General features: G+C 66.5%; 16 protein-coding genes. 5 read left to right on the plus strand and 11 right to left on the minus strand.

Translation table 11 applies throughout. The features are described 5' to 3' along the window. Positions 1-126 precede the first annotated feature (126 nt). The 4 genes from V3596_RS09630 to V3596_RS09645 form a co-directional block, all read right to left on the minus strand. A complete protein-coding gene (locus V3596_RS09630) occupies positions 127-1,389 on the minus strand; it encodes a glycoside hydrolase family 18 protein (protein ID WP_334277499.1) in 1,263 nt (420 codons plus the stop codon). Between the two features lie 69 nt (positions 1,390-1,458). Then, the gene (locus V3596_RS09635; protein WP_334277500.1) at positions 1,459-2,124 is read right to left on the minus strand and encodes a hypothetical protein; all 666 of its coding nucleotides are present in this window, start codon (positions 2,122-2,124) and stop codon (positions 1,459-1,461) included. 36 nt (positions 2,125-2,160) lie between these two features. After that, the gene (locus tag V3596_RS09640; RefSeq protein ID WP_334277501.1) at positions 2,161-3,285 is read right to left on the minus strand and encodes a diguanylate cyclase; all 1,125 of its coding nucleotides are present in this window, start codon (positions 3,283-3,285) and stop codon (positions 2,161-2,163) included. Positions 3,286-3,304: 19 nt separating this feature from the next. Then, the gene (locus tag V3596_RS09645; protein ID WP_334277502.1) at positions 3,305-3,883 is read right to left on the minus strand and encodes an Lrp/AsnC family transcriptional regulator; all 579 of its coding nucleotides are present in this window, start codon (positions 3,881-3,883) and stop codon (positions 3,305-3,307) included. Positions 3,884-4,067: 184 nt separating this feature from the next. On the opposite strand from V3596_RS09645, the gene V3596_RS09650 reads away from it, so the two are divergent. Next, a complete protein-coding gene (locus tag V3596_RS09650) occupies positions 4,068-7,625 on the plus strand; it encodes an indolepyruvate ferredoxin oxidoreductase family protein (RefSeq protein ID WP_334277503.1) in 3,558 nt (1,185 codons plus the stop codon). A 40-nt stretch (positions 7,626-7,665) separates the two neighbouring features. On the opposite strand, the gene V3596_RS09655 is transcribed toward V3596_RS09650, so the two are convergent. From V3596_RS09655 to V3596_RS09665, 3 genes are read right to left on the minus strand one after another with little or no spacing between them, the layout of a single operon-like run. Further along, complete coding sequence (locus V3596_RS09655; protein WP_334277504.1) at positions 7,666-8,832, minus strand: metallophosphoesterase; 1,167 nt, start codon at positions 8,830-8,832, stop codon at positions 7,666-7,668. Continuing rightward, positions 8,829-9,395 carry an HAAS signaling domain-containing protein gene (locus tag V3596_RS09660; protein ID WP_334277505.1) on the minus strand — a complete coding sequence of 189 codons (567 nt, stop codon included), beginning with the start codon at positions 9,393-9,395 and terminating at the stop codon, positions 8,829-8,831. The genes V3596_RS09655 and V3596_RS09660 overlap by 4 nt, the downstream gene beginning before the upstream one ends. A gap of 1 nt (position 9,396) precedes the next feature. Beyond that, a complete protein-coding gene (locus V3596_RS09665; RefSeq protein ID WP_334277506.1) occupies positions 9,397-9,780 on the minus strand; it encodes a PadR family transcriptional regulator in 384 nt (127 codons plus the stop codon). A gap of 138 nt (positions 9,781-9,918) precedes the next feature. On the opposite strand from V3596_RS09665, the gene V3596_RS09670 reads away from it, so the two are divergent. The 3 genes from V3596_RS09670 to V3596_RS09680 all read left to right on the plus strand — a co-directional run bounded on the left by V3596_RS09670 (position 9,919) and on the right by V3596_RS09680 (position 13,153). Next, entirely contained in the window at positions 9,919-10,800 is an 882-nt protein-coding gene (locus V3596_RS09670) for a DUF2167 domain-containing protein (RefSeq protein WP_416383979.1), read from the plus strand. A gap of 9 nt (positions 10,801-10,809) precedes the next feature. Further along, positions 10,810-11,538: a site-2 protease family protein gene (locus V3596_RS09675; protein WP_334277508.1), complete on the plus strand. Its 729-nt coding sequence runs from the start codon at positions 10,810-10,812 to the stop codon at positions 11,536-11,538. Positions 11,539-11,599: 61 nt separating this feature from the next. Continuing rightward, positions 11,600-13,153 carry a methyl-accepting chemotaxis protein gene (locus V3596_RS09680; RefSeq protein ID WP_334277509.1) on the plus strand — a complete coding sequence of 518 codons (1,554 nt, stop codon included), beginning with the start codon at positions 11,600-11,602 and terminating at the stop codon, positions 13,151-13,153. Between the two features lie 3 nt (positions 13,154-13,156). Here V3596_RS09680 and V3596_RS09685 read toward each other — a convergent pair whose 3' ends face one another. The 3 genes from V3596_RS09685 to V3596_RS09695 form a co-directional block, all read right to left on the minus strand. Beyond that, entirely contained in the window at positions 13,157-15,055 is a 1,899-nt protein-coding gene (locus V3596_RS09685; RefSeq protein WP_334277510.1) for a TRAP transporter large permease, read from the minus strand. After that, positions 15,052-15,678, minus strand: coding sequence for a TRAP transporter small permease subunit (locus V3596_RS09690; protein ID WP_334277511.1), 627 nt, complete (start codon positions 15,676-15,678; stop codon positions 15,052-15,054). The genes V3596_RS09685 and V3596_RS09690 overlap by 4 nt, the downstream gene beginning before the upstream one ends. 114 nt (positions 15,679-15,792) lie before the next feature. Beyond that, the gene (locus V3596_RS09695; protein ID WP_334277512.1) at positions 15,793-16,914 is read right to left on the minus strand and encodes a TRAP transporter substrate-binding protein; all 1,122 of its coding nucleotides are present in this window, start codon (positions 16,912-16,914) and stop codon (positions 15,793-15,795) included. 227 nt (positions 16,915-17,141) lie between these two features. Between V3596_RS09695 and V3596_RS09700 the strand changes: the two genes are divergently transcribed. After that, positions 17,142-18,224, plus strand: coding sequence for an alkane 1-monooxygenase (locus V3596_RS09700; protein ID WP_334277513.1), 1,083 nt, complete (start codon positions 17,142-17,144; stop codon positions 18,222-18,224). Here the strand turns inward: V3596_RS09700 and V3596_RS09705 are convergent. Next, entirely contained in the window at positions 18,194-20,011 is a 1,818-nt protein-coding gene (locus V3596_RS09705; RefSeq protein WP_334277514.1) for a hybrid sensor histidine kinase/response regulator, read from the minus strand. The two genes, V3596_RS09700 and V3596_RS09705, sit on opposite strands and share 31 nt — an antisense overlap. Between the last annotated feature and the right edge of the window lie 44 nt (positions 20,012-20,055).

The raw sequence follows: 20,055 nt of genomic DNA on the forward strand, positions 1-20,055 counted from the left end.
CAGCAGCATGCGCACATGCACGGCGCACGACGCGCCGATTTACCTCCTTTCGGAGGCGGAGGTCAAGGCAATGCCGGCATCGGCCCGATCAACGTGGCGCGGCAGGCACGGCCTGACCCCATGCAGCTAGCGGGGGCGCTTGCCCAGGCCGAGATTCATGGCATTGAGCAGCTCGCCACGGTAGTCCTGCGACAGCTCCCATGCGAACAGGCCAGCGAGGCCGGCGCGGCGCGCATGGCGGCCCTTGTCCAGCACGCCGCGCGGGTCATCGAAGCCGATCCAGATTTGCTGCCCGGGCTCGTACAGGCTCCAGGAGCCGGTGCCCGGATCGTGGCGCAGTTGCCAGCCCTTCGCGGGCTGGCCGCGATCATCGATACGGTCTGCACGCAGGGCACGGTAGGTGACGGCACCGACATCGCCTTCAGCCGGATACGGCCCGCTGCGTGCGGCGCCGTTCACCGGCTTGCTGACACCGGCAAAGCCACGGCCGTACATGGCCACGCCGGCCACCAGCTTCTTGCGCGGCACGCCGGCACGTTCAAGGTTCTGCACCGAGCGCTCCAGGCTTTCATCGCCCGGCCGCTGGCTCCTCAAGGCCGTGTGATGACCGGCATCGGGCGACCAGGCACCGTAGTAGTCGTAGCTCATCATGAAGACCAGATCCAGCGCCTTGGCGGCCTGCTGGAAGTTGATGCGCTCAACGATGGCGCTGGTCGGATTGACGGCGGTGGTCACCAGGTAGCGGCGGCCGGTCTCGCGGCCCAGCAGCTCGACGGCGGCGCGCAGATCGTCCATCAGGTCGGCATAGCCCTGGCCGTCACTCTTGCTGCCGAGCTGCACGCCATTGACCTTGCCGTTGTCGCCCGGGTGCTCCCAGTCGATGTCCACACCATCGAAGCCCGGATGCTCGCGCAGGAAGCGCACCACGTCCGTGGCGAAGGCCTGGCGCCTGGCGGCGTCGCCAGCAAGATGGAAGAAGCCGTCCGAGCCGCCCCAGCCACCAACCGAGGCCAGCACCTGCAGCTCGGGCAGGCGCTGCTTGAGTTTGAGGAAACCGGCGTCAAAGCGCCGCTCGGTCTCGCCATCGCTCAGCGAGAACTCGGGCCGGCCAGCACAGAGCTTTTCGTCCTTGGCCAACTGGCCCGGGCCACAGATGCGCAGAAAGGCATAGAGCACATGGCTCAGGCTGCCGGGCTGGATCCGGTCCAGCAGGCTGATGTCTTCCCAGCCGGGCACATAGGCGCCGACGACGGGCGAATCGGGCTGCGTCTTGAACGCAAGAGGTTTGCCGCCGAAAGCCGGCGGCGCAGCAAGCAGCGGACCGCTCAGGCCAAGGGAAAGGGAAAGGGAACAACAGAAGGACAGTACCGCGGTAGCAGGCAGGCGCATGAGGACTCCGTGTCGCAAGCGACGCGAAGACTAACACCAATTTACTACCAATCAGATACCAATTTCAAACTACTGCGGCGCCGGGCTGATGCGTACCTGGAGCTCGCGGCTGAGTTGCGGCTCGGCGTCGCGGCTGCTGTAGACGCCAGGCGGTGAGGCCTGCGGGCCGACGCCGTCACGGGCTATCACCACCCATTGCTGCAACGGTACCAGCAGGCTGCTGATCAGTTCCTCGCTGCCGGCCTCGTCGCGCGGCTGCAAGCTGCGCAGCTCCAGCAGGGCCGGCTTGGCGCCACCGGGCCAGTTCACCTTGAGCTGCACACCGGTCTGCCGTTCAACCCAGACCGAACGCGACTGCGCCTGCGGCTGCATCTGGCCCCGGCGCATCTCGACGCCCCAATCGATCCATTCGACACGCTTGCGCTCATTCATCAAGGCGCTGGCCGAGCGGCCATTGAGCACCATCAGCCTTTGCACAGCGCCGACGCCGGCATCGTCGGGCCGGGTGGAGACCATCTTGCCGCCCTTGGGCGAGACCGAGCCGCCAGTGCCCACCACCACGGCACCCTGCTTGTTGCCGGCCAGAGCCGCGCCGCTGATGCTGGACTCGACCCAGCGCAGCTCGATCTGCAACATCAGCTGTGGCGGCTCGGCGGCCCGCGCCAGCAGCGGCACGAGGACCACCGCTGGGAGCAGCGCGGGAAGCAGGTGTACGAGAAGATGGCGCCTGATCATGAGAGCTTCAGCATAGGCCTGGGCACCGCTGCAGACTCAGCCGTAAAGCACGCGATTGCGGCCTTCATTCTTGGCCTGGTAGAGCAGTCGGTCGGCCCGCTCCAGTGTCTGCTCCAGGCTTTCACCGGGGCGGTGCTGGGTGAGGCCGGCCGAAACACTGGTTTGCAGCATGCGTTCGCCCATCGGCACACGAAGCGCCTCCACATGCTCGCGCACGCGCTCAACGCCAGCCACGGCCGGCGGCATGCGCGCATCGGCCATCAGCAGCACGAACTCCTCGCCGCCCCAGCGCGCCAGCACGTCGGAGGCGCGGATCGCCGCCTGCGCAACGTCGGAAAAGCCGCGCAGCACCGCGTCGCCAGCGCCGTGGCCATGCTGGTCGTTGATGCGCTTGAAGTGGTCGATGTCCAGCAGCGCGACGCAGAAGCTCTGGCCACTGCGCTGGCAGCGCTGCACCTCCTGGTCCAGGAGCGTCTGCATGTGGCGGCGGTTCAGGAGCCCGGTCAGTTCATCGCGCGTGGCCATGGACTGGATCTGCGCCAGCGCTTCGGCCAGCTCGGTCTTCTGCTGCGCCAGCCGGTGCCGGATGCGACTCAGGCGCCCGGCCAGGATGGATACCGCCGGCAGCGTGCAGGCCAGCATCAGGAAGTGGCCCAGTTCGACGGCTGGCGGGTAGACCGCGGGCTTCCACTGCGACATCGCCGCCATCGTCAGGCCGAACAGGCCGAGGGCATAGAGGCTGATGCGCAGGGTCGTGCTGGCGCGCAGCTGGAACATCCCGAACACCAGGATGATCATGAGGATGGGAAAGGTCGCGCCGCGCACCGGCCCGGCCATCGAGTAGCCGATGGCGCCACTGGCAATCGCGAACACCATCTGCCCGACGGTCAGCGAGGGATCGGCCAGGCGCTTGCTCCAGCCACAGCGGATCAGGAGGTAGGCCGTCAGGAGGCCGCCGAGGGACAGGACAGTCCACCACCACAGCGGACCCTGGTCCACGCCCGTGACCCAGGCCGCGTACTGCATGATGCAGACGCAGATCGCCATCAGGGCGATGGCCAGGCTGGCCTGGCGCAGGCGTATGCGCTGCACCGGCTCGGTGGTGAACAGCAGGTCCGCGAGGCGGTCTGTCCAGCCAGGTGTCGTGGTGACGCGTGTCATGAGCCACAAGCCTACCCGATCAGCCGCCCCGTGCCGATTGCAAGTGTGCGAGCGGCACACCGCCGCCGGCCTTGACCTCGCCCAGCGAGAAGCTGGTGTGCACGTCCTTGACGTTGGGCAGGTTCAAGAGCGTGTCGATGGTGAATCGGCTGAAGGCATCGAGGTCGGTGGCCAGCACCTGCAGCTCGAAGGTGCCGGCACCCGAGATGTAGTGGCAGGAAATCACTTCGGGCAGGCGGCGTATCGCTTCTTCCAGCACCTTGGTGGCCTGCGCGTTGTTGCGGTCCGCATCCACCTTCACGAAGGCCAGCACACCGAGGCCGACCTTGCGGCGGTCGATCTCGGCCCGATAGCCTGTGATGTAGCCCTGCTCCTCCAGCCAGCGCACGCGGCGCCAGGTCGGCGCGGCCGACAGGCCGATGCGCGCCGCCAGCTCGGCATTGGACAGGCGCGCCTCGCGCTGCAGCTCGACGAGGATGGCGATGTGATAGCGGTCCAGCGCGCCGTCTTCGCTCTCGGCGGGCACGGGCTGGCCAGCCTGAGAAGACGCCGGCACGGAGACCTGGGTTTGCCCTGATTTGCGGAATTTCGTCGCCATATTGGTAGTGATTTGCCAGTTTGAGAAAGATTATTGCTCCAAGCTTCGGTTTTGGGCGCAAATGAGAAAGCACCCCTCGCCATGCTTTCCCTACACTCGCTGATCCGGAATACTGCCGATATCCGGGCCCGCACGCGCGCCACAAGCGAGCACTGCCAGCCTCGTCCCCCAGGAGCCATCGCCCATGAATGCACCGCTGCCCGAACACATCCTGCGCGCCCTCGAAAAGGTCACGCTGGATGACAAATACTCGCTAGACAACGGTCGCGCCTTCATGAGCGGCGTGCAGGCCCTGGTGCGCCTGCCCATGCTGCAGCGCACGCGGGACGCGATGGTCGGCCTCAACACTGCCGGCTTCATCTCGGGCTACCGCGGTTCTCCGCTGGGCGGCTACGACCAGATGCTGATGCAGGCGAAGAAGCACCTGGCCAAGCAGAACATCGTGTTCCAGCCGGGCGTGAACGAAGAGCTGGGCGCCACCGCCGTGTGGGGTTCGCAGCAGCTGGACCTGTTCCCGGAGAAGGCCAAGTACGACGGCGTGTTCGGCATCTGGTACGGCAAGGGCCCGGGCGTGGACCGCTGCATCGACGTGTTCAAGCACGCCAACATGGCCGGCACTTCCAAGCATGGCGGCGTGATCGCCGTGGCCGGTGACGACCACATCGCCAAGAGCTCCACGGCCGCGCACCAGAGCGACCACGTGTTCAAGGCCGTCGGCTTCCCGGTGTTCTTCCCGAGCAGCGTGCAGGACATCCTCGACATGGGCCTGCATGCCTTCGCCATGAGCCGCTTCTCTGGCCTCTGGTCGGGCCTGAAGACGATCCAGGAGATCGTTGAATCCTCGGGCAGCATCAGCGTCGACCCGGACCGCGTGAACATCATCCTGCCGGAAGACTTCCAGATGCCCGAGGGCGGCCTGCACATCCGCTGGCCCGATGCGCCGCTGGAGCAGGAAAAGCGCCTGATGGATTACAAGTGGTACGCCGCCCTGGCCTATGTGCGTGCCAACAAGCTGAACTACAACGTCGTGGAAACAAAGCACGACCGCTTCGGCATCATCGCCAGCGGCAAGGCCTGGAACGACACCCGCCAGGCGCTGCACGACCTGGGTCTGGACGACGACACCTGCCGGCGCCTCGGCATCCGCCTGCACAAGGTCAACGTCGTGTGGCCGCTGGAAGCCACCATCACGCGCGACTTCGCCACCGGCCTGCAGGAGATCCTGGTCGTCGAAGAAAAGCGCCAGATGATCGAGTACCAGCTCAAGGAAGAGCTGTACAACTGGCGCCCCGATGTGCGCCCCAATGTGCTGGGCAAGTTCGACGAGATCGAAGGTGACAACACCGGCGGCGAATGGAACCAGGCCAACCCGAGCCAGAACTGGCTCTTGCGCCCTCAGGCTGACCTGACGCCGGCCATCATTGCCCGTGCCATTGCCAAGCGCCTGAAGAAGCTGGGCGTTGACAGCGACATCCAGGCCCGCCTGGACGCCCGCGTCGCCGTGATCGACGCGAAGGAAAACGCGCTCAAGGCCGAGGAGAAGACCGCCGGCGGTGCCGACCGCACGCCCTGGTTCTGCTCCGGCTGCCCGCACAACACCTCGACCCGCGTGCCCGAAGGCTCGCGCGCCGTGGGCGGCATCGGCTGCCACTACATGGTGACCTGGATGCCGGGCCGCAACACAGCCACCTTCACGCAGATGGGTGGCGAAGGCGTGCCCTGGGTCGGCCAGGCACCATTCACGGATGAGAAGCACATCTTCTCCAACCTGGGCGACGGCACCTACTTCCACAGCGGCATCCTGGCGATCCGCCAGAGCATCGCTGCCGGCGTGAACATCACCTACAAGATCCTCTACAACGACGCGGTCGCGATGACCGGCGGCCAGCAGGTGGGCGAGCGCCCGGAAGGCCACAGCGTCACGCAGATCATGAACAGCGTGCTGTCCGAAGGCGTGGCCAAGCTGGTGATCGTCACCGACGAACCCGAGAAGTACGCCGGCAAGCCGCTGGGCCTGGGCGTGACCGTGCACCACCGCGACGAGCTGGACGCGATCCAGCGCCAGTTCCGCGAGATCCCGGGCACGACGGCCATCATCTACGACCAGACCTGCGCCACGGAGAAGCGCCGCCGCCGCAAGCGCGGCAAGCTCGTGGATCCGGCCAAGCGCGTCGTCATCAACGAACTGGTCTGCGAAGGCTGCGGTGACTGCTCCATCCAGTCCAACTGCCTGTCGGTCGAGCCTCTGGAAACCGATTTCGGCCGCAAGCGCCAGATCAACCAGAACAGCTGCAACAAGGACTACAGCTGCACCAAGGGCTTCTGCCCGAGCTTCGTCACCATCGAAGGCGGCGCGCTCAGGAAGCCCAAGAAGGACAAGTCGCTGAACCCCTTTGATGCCGCCATGGGCGTCATTCCGCAGCCCACGATCCCGAGCGCAGCCGAAGCCTGGGGCATCGTGGTCGCCGGCGTCGGCGGCACCGGCGTCATCACCATCGGCCAGCTGCTGGGCATGGCCGCCCACCTGGAAGGCAAGGGCGTGATCACGCAGGACGCGGCAGGCCTGGCGCAAAAGGGCGGCGCCACCTGGAGTCACATCCAGATCGCCGACCATGCGGACGACATCCACTGCACCAAGGTTGGCACCGCCGAAGCGCAGCTGGTGATTGCCTGCGACTCCATCGTCGCTGCCAACAAGACCACGCTGGCCGTGATGCGCGAAGGCCGCACCTTCGTGGCGCTCAACACCCATGGCTCGCCCACCGCGAGCCTGGTGAATGACGCCAACTGGAGCTTCCCCGGCGCCGCCTGCGAGGGCGCCATTCAAGCCGCCGTCGGCAAGGACCATCTCGGCATGTTCGACGCCGAGGAAGTGGCCGTGAAGCTGGTGGGCGATTCGCTGTACACCAACCCGCTGATGCTGGGTTATGCCTGGCAGCAGGGCCGCATCCCGCTGAGCTATGCAGCCCTGATGCGCGCCATCGAGCTGAACAACGTCCAGATCGACAACAACAAGGCCGCCTTCGAATGGGGCCGTCGCTGCGCCCATGACCTCGCCGCCGTGCAGGGCCTGTTCGCCGCCAAGCAGGTGATCAACTTCGTCAAGCGCCCGGGCGTGGACGAGATCGTCGCCAAGCGCGTCGAGTTCCTGACCGGCTATCAGAATGCGGCCTATGCCGAGCAGTACAAGGCCTTCGTCGAGAAGGTGCGTGCGGCAGAAGGCGCCCTGAACAGCACGAAGCTGACCGAAGCCGTGGCCAAGTACCTGTTCAAGCTGATGGCCTACAAGGACGAGTACGAAGTCGCCCGCCTGCACAGCGACACCTCGTTCACCGACAAGATCGCCGCGCAGTTCGAGGGCGACTACAAGATCGTGCACCACCTGGCGCCGCCGCTGCTGTCGAAGAAGAACGACAAGGGCGAGCTGATCAAGCGCCAATTCGGCGCCTGGGTGCGCCCGGCCTTCTCGGTGCTGGCGAAGATGAAGGGCCTGCGCGGCACGGCGCTGGACATCTTCGGCTACACCGAAGAGCGCAAGATGGAACGCGCGCTGATCCAGCAGTACCGCGAAAGCATCGAAGCGATCTTGAGCAAGGGCCTGACGGCCGAGCGCCTGCCGCTCGCCACCGACATTGCCCGCATCCCGGAAGAGATCCGCGGCTACGGCCATGTGAAGGAGCGCCATGTGCATGCCGCGCGCGGCAAGTGGGACGGCCTGATGGCGCAGTGGCGCGCCGCCTGAGCAACGGCCCGCTGAACGGGCCGCACGCGCGCCCTCGCGGCTAGAGCGGCACGGTCGAACCGTCGTGCAGGGCGCGGCTGTACTGGCCGCCCACGATCAGCAGCCCCTCTGAGCGCCGGGGTGGCAGGCTGCCACGGTAGTCCAGCGGATGCTTGACGCCAATGGCAAGCAGCCGGCCGTCGAAGCGCGTTTGCACACGCCAGACCGGCGTGTGGCCGACCACAACGGCCTTGGCGTCAAAGTGCCGCAGCGTGGCCTCCATCTGCGCCTGCGAAACCCCGTCCTCGAAGTAGCCGCGGTACCAAGCCAGCCCCGTCTGCGTGTTGATCAGCAGGTCCTCGGCCAGACGCTGCTGGCGCGGGTAGTAGGGTCGGCGATAGTGCTCGCGAACGCTGCGGTTCATCTGATCGAGATCGAATCCGGCCTCGGCCAGACCCGGATGCAGGCCGCCATGCACGAACAGATGGCCATTGATCTTCTCGATGGTGTTCTTGCTGGCCAGCCAGCGGCCGAGAAAGGAATCTGCGCCCGTCAGCTCCTGGTGCTGGCGCTCCAGGATGCCAGCCACGCCGAGATACTTCTTGTGCGCGGCCCGAAAGTTGCCCTGCAGGTTCTTGATCTCGTGATTGCCGAGGATGAAATGCACCTGCCCGCCCTTGGCACGGGCAGCCTGCTCGAGCTTGTAGATCAGCCAGAGCAGCTGGGTCGTCGAGGCCCCGCGGTCAACGAAGTCGCCGACCAGCACCAGATGGCCTCGGCCGAAGGTCCATTCCAGCGCAGCATCCATCACGCGCTGCTGGATGAGAAAGTCGCGGAAGGTTCTGTAGTTGCCTTCGACGTCGGACACGGCCAGGATGGGCTGGCCGTCTTCATGCACCGCGGCCGGCGCCGCGATGCCGGGCTCGACGCGCACGCTGAAGCTGCTGTCGTCAAGCGGGAAGTGCACGCTGGTCTCGAAACCCTGGCCGGTCGGGTGGCGCTGCTGCTCCAGCACAAAGCCTTGCTGGCGGCTGCCACGGATGTGGTTCACAACCCAGCCATCGGCCGCTGCGAAGACATGCGGCCCCTCGTCACCGACCTTCCAGGCCCGCATGTCATCGCCGTAGTCGAGATCGACGCCATAAGCCAGGGCGAGCGCAATGGCCGGCACCGCCAGCAACAGCAACACCACGGAGAAGTGGCGCAGATGGGTCAGCAAGGTCTTCACCGCCCGGCCCCCATGCCGCGAGCGAGGACCTGCAACACACGCCGGGTCAGCAGGCCGATGGCCGCTGCTACCAGCAGGGCGGCCGGCGCAAACATGTGGCCAAGCAATTCAGGCGCGTCTGGATTCGGTGCACCGGCAAAGGCGATCACCACGCTGTTGCCGCCGGCCGTTGACCACATGCCGACAGACTCCTGTCCCAGCAGCTTGACCAGGGCCAGGCCCAGGCAGAACAGGGCCAGGCCGTAGCCGAAGCCGGCCATCGACCAGTACAGGCCGCGGGTCACGCCGCGCTTGACCGTCTGGATCGCACGGAAGCCCCGCGGCGGCGGCGTGCCGGCCAGTACATGGGAGACATAGCGTGCCGCCAACTCGCGCGGCGGGCCGAAGCCAGCCAGGACTGCCTCAAGACCGACCGTCTGGCCCAGCTGGTCCTGCTGTTCCAGCACATCGAGCACATGGCCCTTGATCTCCCGTATCACCTCGGCCGCATCGGCCGGATCCAGCGGCGCGAGAAAGTGCGCCAGGTCGCGGCAATAGGCTTGAATCTTTTCTTGAGTGTCCATTTCAGTCTTCTCCTTGCTTGCCCGTGCCGCGCTGTGCCGCACGGCTGAGCAGTTGTCCGATGTCGTCGGCCGTCTGCATCCAGCAGGCGCTCAGGTTTGCCAGCCGCTGCTGGCCCTTGTCGCTGAGCTGGTAGTACTTGCGCGGCCGCGTGTCGCCCTCCTGCACCCAGTTGGCGTCGAGCAGGCCGTCACGCTTGAGCCGATCCAGCAACGGGTACAGCGTGCCTTCGCTGATGGCCGTGGTCGGAAACTCCTGCAGCTGGCGCAGCAGGTCCAGCCCATACAGGCTGCCCCCCTTCAGCGCTGCCAGCACCACCAGCTCCAGCGTGCCCTTGCGCATCTGGACCTGCCAGCGCTCCTGCGAGTCATCGTCTTCGTCGCTCATGGCTATGCAATGCATTGTTACTATGCATTGCATAGTATCGTGCATGGACAAGGCCAGTCAAGCGGCAGGCGGCGGCTAGACTGACGCGCCCTCATGCGGGGCTACCGATCAGACAGGGAGATTCCAACAATGATGAAGATGAACGCCATGCTGGCGCGGGCGCTGTTGTTCCTGCTGCTGGTCAACGCCGGGCCGGCCCTGGCCCAAGGCAAGGACGACGCCGCCAAGGCCTGGGCCGATGCCCAGCAGGCCGCCAAGCCCGGCCCGCAGGACATCGCCCTGGCCGGCCAGGCCGTGCTGCACCTGCCCGAGGGCAAGGTCTTCATCCCGCAGCCGCAGGCCGCGGCCGTGATGCGCGCCATGGGCAATCCGGGCAGCTATGCCGACCTGGAAGGCGTCATCTTTCCGGCGGGCCAGGGCGGCTGGTTCGCCGTGCTGCGCTTCGAGAAGTCGGGCTACATCAAGGACGACGACGCCAAGGACTGGAACGCCGACGATCTCCTCAAGTCCTACCGCGAAGGCACCGAGGCTTCCAACGAAGAGCGCGTGAAGGTGGGCGTGCCGGCGATGGAAATCACCGGCTGGGCCGAGAAGCCCGCCTATGCCAAGGACAGCCACCGGCTCGTCTGGGCGATGAGCTCACGCAGCAAGGGCGCGCCGGCTGGCGATGAAGCCGGTGTCAACTACAACACCTATGCGCTGGGCCGCGAGGGCTACATGAGCCTGAACCTTGTGACCGGCCTGAACGAGCTGAGCAGCCACAAGGCCGAGGCGCAAAGCCTGCTGGCCGCGCTGGAGTTCAACGAAGGCAAGCGCTATGCCGACTTCGACAGCAGCACCGACCACGTGGCCGAATACGGCCTGGCCGCGCTGGTGCTGGGCGTGGGCGCCAAGAAGCTGGGCCTCCTGGCCGTGGTCTTCGCCTTCGTCGCCAAGTTCGCCAAGGTGTTCATCCTGGGCGGGGCCGGCGTCGCCGCCGTCGCTGCAAAGTTCTTCAAGCGCAACAAGCCCCAGGCCTGAAGCCACCCCATGATCAAGTTGCTGCTGCTGGCCTTCTCGGGCCTCAAGTTCGGCAAGCTGCTGGCCAGTGGCGGCACCATGCTGCTGTCGGTCGTGGTCTATGCCTGGATCTTTGGCTGGCGCTATGCGGTGGGCTTCGTGGCCCTGCTCTTTGTGCACGAGATGGGCCACTTCCTGGCGGCCCGGCAGAAGGGGCTGAACGTGGGCCTGCCCACCTTCATTCCCTTCGTCGGCGCCTGGGTCGAGCTGAAGGACCTGCCGCATGATGCGCAGACCGAGGCCTATGTAGGCTTGGCTGGCCCGCTCGTGGGCACCGTGGGTGCCACGCTGTGCTACCTGCTCGCGCGCAGCGAAGGCTCGAACCTGCTGCTGGCCATTGCCTACAGCGGCTTCTTCCTGAACCTGTTCAATCTGATCCCCGTTTCGCCCTTCGACGGCGGCCGCATCACGGCCGTGCTCTCGCCCCGCATCTGGCTCCTGGGCGTGCCCGTGCTGGTGGGCCTGTTCCTGTGGCGGCCCAGCCCCATGTTGATCCTGATGGCGATCCTGGCCTGGCCCCAGCTGTGGAAAGCCTGGAAGTACCGCAAGGACAGCGTCGAGGCCCAGACCTACTACGCTGTGCCAGCGGCCGTGAAGTGGGAGTACGGCAGCTGCTACCTGCTGCTGGCCGCCTACCTGGCCGTGATGAGCCACGATGTGCACGAGATGCTCGGAACGCACGGGGCCGGATTGACATAGTTCTGGCGCCGGCATTCAATGGACTTCAGGCGGTCACTGCGAACCGCTCCAGGGGTCCATCATGATGAACGGCAAGGCCATAGGCATCTCTTTCCGGCTCTGGCTGCCCACGCTGTTGACGGCGGCCATCCTCCTCACACTGACGCTGGTGTCGAGCTGGCGCAGCGCCCAGGCGCTGGAGGCCGAGCAGACCGCACAGGCCGAGCAGCGGGAAAAGCTGGAGATCTCGCTGCAATGGGCCGGGCTCACGCAGGCCAATGCGGCCCGCACCATGGCCGGCCTTCAGGCCAGCGATGCTGGGTTAGCGACCCTGCTCAAGCCCGAGATGGATGCGACCTCGGCCCGCATCTCCGAGCTGCAGAAGAAGATCGAGGCAACGGCCGACACCCAGGAAGAGAAGAGCAGCCTTGCCGCGATCGCCAAGGCACGCGCCGTCTACATCGAGGCGCGCAATGCGGCCGCCAAGGCCAGGGGCAGCGGCGACACGGACACGCAGGTCGCCGGCGTGCGCAGCCTGCTCGAGCATTACCTCGCCGCACAGAAGTCCTATGTGGACCTCCAGCGCAGCATGGCCGTGGACGTGGCAGCGGCAGCCAAGAGCGCCCGCTCGGCCAGCGTGATGATCACGGCCGTGCTGCTCGGCACCGTGGTGCTGATGTTGCTGGTCAGCACCTGGCTGATGGCGCGTTCCTTCATCCCGCCGCTGCGCCTCGCGTTGGACGCGACCGAGCGCATCGGCGCGGGCGACCTCTCGGTGCAACTGGAAAGCGGCCGGGGCGACGAAATCGGCGACCTGCAGCGCGGCCTCAACCGCATGGTCGTCTCCCTGCGCAGCCTGGTGCGCGATGTGCGCGACAGCGCCGAGAACATCAAGTCGGCGGCCAGCGAAATTGCCATGGGCAACCAGGACCTGAGTCAGCGCACCGAGGCGGCGGCCAGCAGCCTGCAGCAGACCGCCTCCACCATGGAAGAGCTCACCAGCACCGTGCGCAGCTCGTCCGACTCTGCCGCCACAGCCAACCAGCTGGCGGTGGACGCCGCCAGCGTGGCACAGAACGGCGGCCAGGTCGTGGGCCAGGTGGTGGACACCATGGGGCGCATCCACGCCAGCTCGGGCCGCATCAGCGACATCATCGGTGTGATCGACGGCATCGCCTTCCAGACCAACATCCTGGCCTTGAACGCGGCGGTCGAAGCAGCCCGCGCGGGCGAGCAAGGCCGCGGCTTTGCGGTCGTTGCGAGCGAGGTGCGGGCCCTGGCGCAGCGTTCGGCCGGTGCTGCCAAGGAGATCAAGACGCTGATCGGCCAGAGCGTCAGCGAGGTCGACGCCGGCTCAAGCCTGGTTGGCCGCGCGGGCACCACGATGGGCGCCGTGGTCGACAGCGTCAAGCGCGTGACCAGCGTGCTCGGCGAGGTCAGCGCCAGCTCCCGCGAGCAGAGCCAGAGCCTGGCCACCATCAATGCCGCGGTCAGCCAGCTCGATCACATGACACAGCAGAACTCGGCCCTGGTCGAAGAAAGCGCGGCGGCCGCCGCCAGCCTGCAGGAGCAGGCCCTGCGACTGGCGAGCATGGTCGAGACCTTCAGGCTCGAAGGCGCCTTGGCACGTTCCTGAGGCTCACTTGTAGAGCAGGTGCGGCAGCCACAGGCCGATTTGCGGCCAGATGTAGAGCAGCACGATGGCAATGACCTGGATGCCCATGAAGGGCAGCATGCCGGCGAAGATCTGGTTCAGTGTCACGTGCCTGGGGCTCACACCCTTCAGGTAGAAGGCCGCCATCGCCACTGGCGGTGACAGGAAGGCGGTCTGCAGGTTCAGCGCCACCAGCAGGCCGAAGAACAGCGGGTCGATGCCGAACTTGTCGAGCAGCGGGATGAAGATCGGCATGAAGATCACGATGATCTCGGTCCACTCCAGGGGCCAGCCGAGGATGAAGATGATCAGCTGCGACAGGATCAGGAACTGCACCGGCGTCAGATTCATCGACAGCACCCAGCGCTCGACCAGTTCCTGCCCGCCCAGCAGCGCGAACGCCGCCGCGAAGATGGCGCTGCCCACGAAAAGCCAGCACACCATGGCGCTGGTCTTGGCGGTCAGGAACACCGACTCCCTGACCACGCCGAAGTTCAGCTGCCGGTAGGCCGCAGCCAGCAGCAGGCCGCCTGCGGCACCGACCGCCGCAGCCTCGGTGGGCGTGGCCAGACCAAACACGATGGAACCCAGCACCGCCACGATCAGCACCACCAGCGGGAAGAACGACGCCAGCAGCATCTTGAAGATCTCGAGCCGCTGGAACGTGAACTGCAGGTAGAACAGCGCCAGCAGCAGGGCGCCCACGCCGGTACCGATCCAGAAGTTGCGCGAGGCCGGCACGCGCTCTGCGGCTGCGGCCGGCGCAGCGACCGCCCCGGGCGCGGCGGCGCTGGCGGCCTCCTCTTCGGCGCCGGGCGGCGCCTTCAGACCGCCGCCCTGCTCGGCCCCTGGGGGCTCTTGCAGGCCACCTTGAACCGCTTCAACTGCGGAACCCGGTGGCGTGCTCACGCTGTCGGTCTGGACCAGGACTGCCGCCTCGGGGGCGGCCGTCGACACGCGATAGGACAGGCCCGCCACGGCCAGGAACAGCAGCAGCGGCAGCAGCACCACGCCCAGCTGACGCAGCACATGGGCCGCCGGCACGCCGATATTGCGGCGTCCGCGCAGTGCGGCGAGCAGGGCCGGCAGTGCACGGTTGGAGATGCCGTCGGCAAGCGGCTGCGTCAGCGGTGGCAGCGGCACGAAGCGGTCGGCCATCGGCAGCGGCGGCGCCAGGTGGGGTTTCCATTTGGCCAGGATGATCACGTAGAGCATGTAAAGCCCCGCCAGCATCAGGCCCGGAAAAAAGGCACCCGCATAGAGCTGCACCACCGACACGCCCGCCGTGGCGCCATAGACGATCAGCATCACCGAGGGCGGAATCAGGATGCCCAGGCAGCCACCCGCCGTGATGGCGCCCGCCGAGAGCTTGACGTCATAGCCGGCCTTGAGCATCTGCGGCAGCGCCAGCAGCCCCATCAGCGTGACCACCGCGCCGACGATGCCGGTGGCGGTGGCAAACACGGCACAAGTGAAGATGGTGGCCACGGCCAGCGAGCCCGGCACGCGCGCCATGGCCAGATGCAGGGAGCGGAAGAGCTTCTCGATCAGGTTGGCCCGCTCGATCAGGTAGCCCATGAACACGAACAGCGGGATCGAGATCAGCACATCCTTGCTCATCACGTTGAAGGCCGACTGCACCATCAGCGTGAGCGTCTTGTCGGTGTCGCGGTCGTAGGCCAGCCAGGTGAAGATCATGCCCATGCCCATCAGCGTGAAGGCGGTGGGGAAACCGAGCATGATGGCCACCACCACCAGCGAAAGCATCAGCAGGCCCAGATGCCCGCGGGTGATCTGCTCGGCGCTGATCAGCATGGCGGCCACGCCAAGCAGGATCAGCGCCATCAGGCTGAAGCCGAACCACAGTTCTTTGCGGATTTTCACGGGCGCTCCTCGCGGACCGGGGGGACGACCAGGCGGTCGAGTGCTTCGATGTCTTCGTTCTTCACATGGACCATGGCCTTGAGCTTGTCGACGTCGACCTCCACCACGTCTTCACCGCGCGAGGGCCACTCGCCGTCGCGCAGGCACTGCAGGCAACGCACGATCTCGACCAAGCCCTGCAGCAGCAGCATGCCGCCGGCCAATGGAATGACGAACTTGAACGGGTAGAGCGGCAACGGCACGGCCGAGAAGGTCTGCTCACGGATGGCCAGGGCCTCCTGCGCATAGTTCCAGCCCGCCCAGGTCAGCGCCACGACGCCGGGCAGGAAGAACAGCACGTAAAGCACCAGGTCCACCCAGGCCTGGGCGCGCGGTGAGAAGAAGCTGTAGAGCACGTCGCCGCGCACATGGTTGTTCTTGGCCAGCGTGTAGGCGCCGGCCATCATGAACAGCGTGCCGTAGAGCATGATCTGCGCGTCCAGCACCCAGGCGTGGGGCGTGTTCAGCGCATAGCGCGAGAACACCTCCCAGGTGATCAGGCCTGTGAGCAGCAGGATCAGCCAGGCAAAGGCCTGGCCCAACCAGGTGGAGACGCGATCCACCGCCAGCAGCATTGCTTGCATCAGTGACGTCCTTCTTGTTGCGCGGGCCTTCTCTTGCGGAGCGGCCTTCGACAGACGAGTGGCAGTCGGGCGGGGACTGCCACTCTCCGGTTTCAGCCTCCTTGAGGTCCGGGCCTAGCCCTTGCGACCAAAGTAGTGGTGCCAGGCCATCTTGAAGTCGACCAGATAGTCGTTCTGCCATTGCCCGGCACGCTGTGCAAAGGCGCGCTGGCTGTCCAGCACCTTCTTGAAGTACGGGTTCTCGGCCGACTTCTTGGCCACAACCTTGTCCCAGGAGTCGAGCTGGTTCTGCAGGATGGCGTTCGGGGTCTTGTAGAACGCGACGCCCGCCTTCTTCATCTCCGCATAGTCCTTGGAATTGCGGTCGATGGCCTTCCAGCTCATGTCGGCGCTGGAGGCCTGCACTGCATAGTCGATGATCTTCCTCAGCTCGGCCGGCAGCGCGTTGTACTTGGCCTTGTTGAACAGGATCTCGAACTGCTCGGTGCTCTGGTGGAAGCTCTGCAGCATGCAGTTCTTGGCCACGTCAGGGAAGCCGAGCACCCGGTCGCTCGAGGCATTGTTGAACTCGGCCGCGTCGATCAGGCCGCGGTCCAGCGCAGGCACGATCTCGGCGCCGGGCAGCGGGTTCACCGCCGCACCCTGCTCGGTATAGAGGTCCACCGCCAGGCCCACGGTGCGGAACTTGACGCCCTTCATCTGCTCCAGATTGGCCACTGGCTTCTTGAACCAGCCATAGGGCTGTGTGGGCATCGGGCCGTACAGGTAGGAAACCACCTCCATGTTGATGGCCTTGTAGATCTCCTCCAGCAAGGCTTCGCCGCCACCGTAGTTGTGCCAGGACAGCAGCATGTTCGGGTCCATGCCGAAGCCCGGACCGGAGCCCCACAGCGCCAGCGCCGAGTTCTTGCCGTAGTGATAGGCCACCACGCCATGGCCGCCATCCAGCGTGCCCTTGTTGACGGCGTCCAGCAACTGGAAGGCCGGCACGACGGAACCGGCAGGCAGCACCTCGATCTTGAGGCGGCCGCCGGCCATCTCGTTGACCTTCTTGGCGAAGTCTTGCGCGTACTCGTGGAAGATGTCCTTGGCCGGCCAGGTGGACTGGAAGCGCAGGCTGACAGTCTGGGCCTTGGAAATCATTGGCGCCGCCATGGCTCCGGCGGCAACCGTGCCGGTGGCAGCTTTCTTCAAGAAGCGTCGACGTGAAGCCGGCGCGACAGGTTTGTCATTCATCTCGGTCTCCTGGTGATTGTTCTGAAGCGAATCTGCGCCGGCGGTGAGCTCACGCCCCCGCCTCGCCAGGTCGAATATCAAAGCCCGGCCGCCCCGGGGCAAGTGGGTAAACCCGCCCGCCGGCGCCAGGCTGCGAACCGCACTGGCACAGTCGCTGGCGCCTGACCGGGCTCGCCCCGGGCAAGCGCTCTTGACGCAGGGGCGCCGCGCGCGCATCGTCGCCCGCCATGGACCCTTCCTGGCAAGACCCCAAGCGCTGGCTGTGGCTGCTGTCGCCAGCCCTGCCCCTGCTCGTCGCCTGGCATCTTGTGAAGTTCATCCAGACCGGTCAGACGCACTGGCTGTTCCTGATGAGCATCGTCATGTACGGCGTCATTCCGGTGCTGGACGCCCTGCTGGGGCCAGACCGCAGCAACCCGCCTGAAGAAGCCGTGGCCGGGTTGGAGCAATCGATCTGGCATCGCGCCGTGGTGGTGGCCTACATTCCCTCGCAATATGCGGCGACCCTGCTGGGCCTGTGGATTGCCGCGACGATGGACCTGAGCGGCTGGCAATGGCTGGGCCTGGTGCTCAGTGTCGGCGGCGTGAACGGCATCGCGATCAACACCGCGCATGAGCTGGGGCACAAGCGGCCAAGCTGGGAGCGCGCCTTGTCCTTGCTGACGCTGGCGCCGGTGATCTACGGTCACTTCTTCGTCGAGCACAACCGCGGCCACCATCTGCGCGTGGCCACGCCGCAAGACCCGGCCAGTGCGCGCCTGGGCGAAAGCTTCTGGGCCTTCCTGCCGCGCACCGTCGTCGGCAGCCTGCGCTCGGCCTGGCAGATCGACCGCCGCCAATGCCTGCAGGCCTGGTGCTTGAGCCTGCTTTTCTACGCTGCCGTCGTGGCCTGGCTGGGCTTTGCGGTGCTGCCCTTTGCCCTGGTCCAGGCCCTTTACGGCATCTCGCTGCTCGAGGTGGTGAACTACATCGAACACTACGGCCTCTTGCGCAGCCGCGGGGCTGATGGGCGCGTCGAGCGCTGCGGGCCGCAGCATTCCTGGAACTCCGACCATGTGGTGTCCAACCTGTTCCTCTACCAATTGCAGCGGCACAGCGACCACCATGCGCATCCGGGCCGGCGCTACCAGGCGCTGCGCCATTTCGACAGCAGCCCGCAACTGCCCATGGGCTATGCCGGCATGTTGATGCTGGCCTACCTGCCGCCGCTGTGGTTCAAGGTAATGGACGCGCGGGTGGCCGCGCACTATGGCGGCGAGCTGGGCCGTGCCAACCGAGGTCAAGCGTCCAAGGTCGACAGCGTCGGGTAGCGCCGCACCAGCAGGCGCTCCATCGCTTCGAGCAAGGCCTCGGCCGCAACAGGCTTGTGCAGCAGCGTCAGCCCGGCGGCCTGGGCCTGGCGCAGGCGCTCGGGCGCGGTGTCGCCGCTGACCAGCAGCGCCGGCAGGTCGGGCAGCGCCGAGCGCAAGGACTGTACGGCCGCAATGCCGTCGTCGCCATTGCGCAGGCGCAGGTCGGCCAACAGCAGGTCAGGTGGCGCGGCCAGGCTGTCCAGCATGGCGCCACGGGTCGTCGCAGCCAGACGCACCTCGCAGCCGTGGGCCGAGAGCAGGGCCTGCATCGCTTCGCGCACCGATTGCTCGTCGTCGAGCACCAGCACCCGCAAGCCGGCCAGGCGATGCTCACGAGCATCGGTGGGAGCGGGCGCCTCCACTGCCTGTTGCGGCGCGGCCGCCAGGCTCAGCGTGAACACGCTGCCGCAGCCGGGCTCGGACTCCAGGCGCAGCTGCGCATCGAGCAGGTCCACCAGGCGGCTGACGATGGACAGTCCCAGCCCCAGGCCCTGTGCGCGATCACGCTCCGGGTTGCCGACCTGATAGAACTCCTCGAACACGCGCGATTGCTCGGCCGGCGCAATGCCCTGGCCGCTGTCGATGACCGCCAGCTCCCAGCGCGGCTCGCCGCCCAGCCCGGCCGCGCGCACATGCAGGCGCACGCCGCCGGTGGCGGTGTACTTGATCGCGTTGTCGAGCAGGTTGCGCACGACGCGCTCCAGCAGCACCGGGTCGCTGAGCACCTGCGCCTCGGGCGGGCAATCGAGGGTCAGGCTCAGCCCCTTGCGCTGCGCCGGCGGGCCGAACTCCTGCACCAGCCGGGCCAGCCAGGGCGCCAGGCCGAAACTCGTCTCCTTCAAGGCGAGCACCTGCGCGTCGAGCTTGGAGATGTCGAGCAAGGCATCCATCTGCGAACCGAGCGACTCCAGCGCCTGGTTCATCTGGCCAACGATCTTCTGGCTGGCCGCCTCCAGCGGCCGCATCTGCAGCGCGGCGCCCAGCAGCGACAGCGCGTGCAGGGGCTGGCGCAAATCGTGGCTTGCAGAGGCGAAGAATCGGGTCTTGGCCCGGTTGGCCGTTTCGGCCCGCTGCAAGGCCTGGCGCAGGTGCTCGTTGCTGCGCACTTGCTGCTGGCGTATCAGCACCGAGTCGGCAAACACCTTGTAGGCATCCCGCGCCAACCCGGCCAGGATCCAGGCAAAGGCCAGGATCAGCCCGGCCAGCGCCCATTCCAGCCCCGCGGCGCTGCTGCGATGCGCATGCAGCGCCCAGGCCATGCTGTTGGCCAGCGTGATCGGCAAGAGAAAGGCCAGAAAGACCGGTCGATAGCCTGCCGTCGTCGCGACCGACCCGGCGCACAAGCCGAGCAGCAGGATGGTCTGAAGCATCCGCGCATGGTCGATCAGCCAGGGCGTGAAGGCGAACGAGGCGGCAAAGACCAGGCCGTTGAGGCCGCTCAAGGCCACCGCCCAGCGCAGGCGATGCGCCATGCTCTGCTGATGCCAGGCCGGCAGGCGGCCCAGCATCCACCAGCGCAGCAGCAGCACACCCAGCACCAGGGCCAGCCAGGCCAGCGGTACCGCCCAACCGAGGGCGTCAGAGGCAGCCAGGGCGATGACGAAGGCACTCAGGCCGACCGGCAGGGGCACGCGCCGGCCTTGCCTGGCCAGCAGGCGCAAGAGCTCCTGCTGGACACTGAGCACATCGGCGTCGGGGTCGGTGGCGGTGGGAAGTGAAGGCGAAGACAGCGGCAGAGGCGGCACGGCGAGAGACAGCTCAAGACTCGGGGCAGCGCGCAATATAGCCC

The sequence above is a fragment of the Roseateles microcysteis genome (genome assembly GCF_036880965.1).
Classification (GTDB): Bacteria; Pseudomonadota; Gammaproteobacteria; order Burkholderiales; family Burkholderiaceae_C; genus JAUASW01.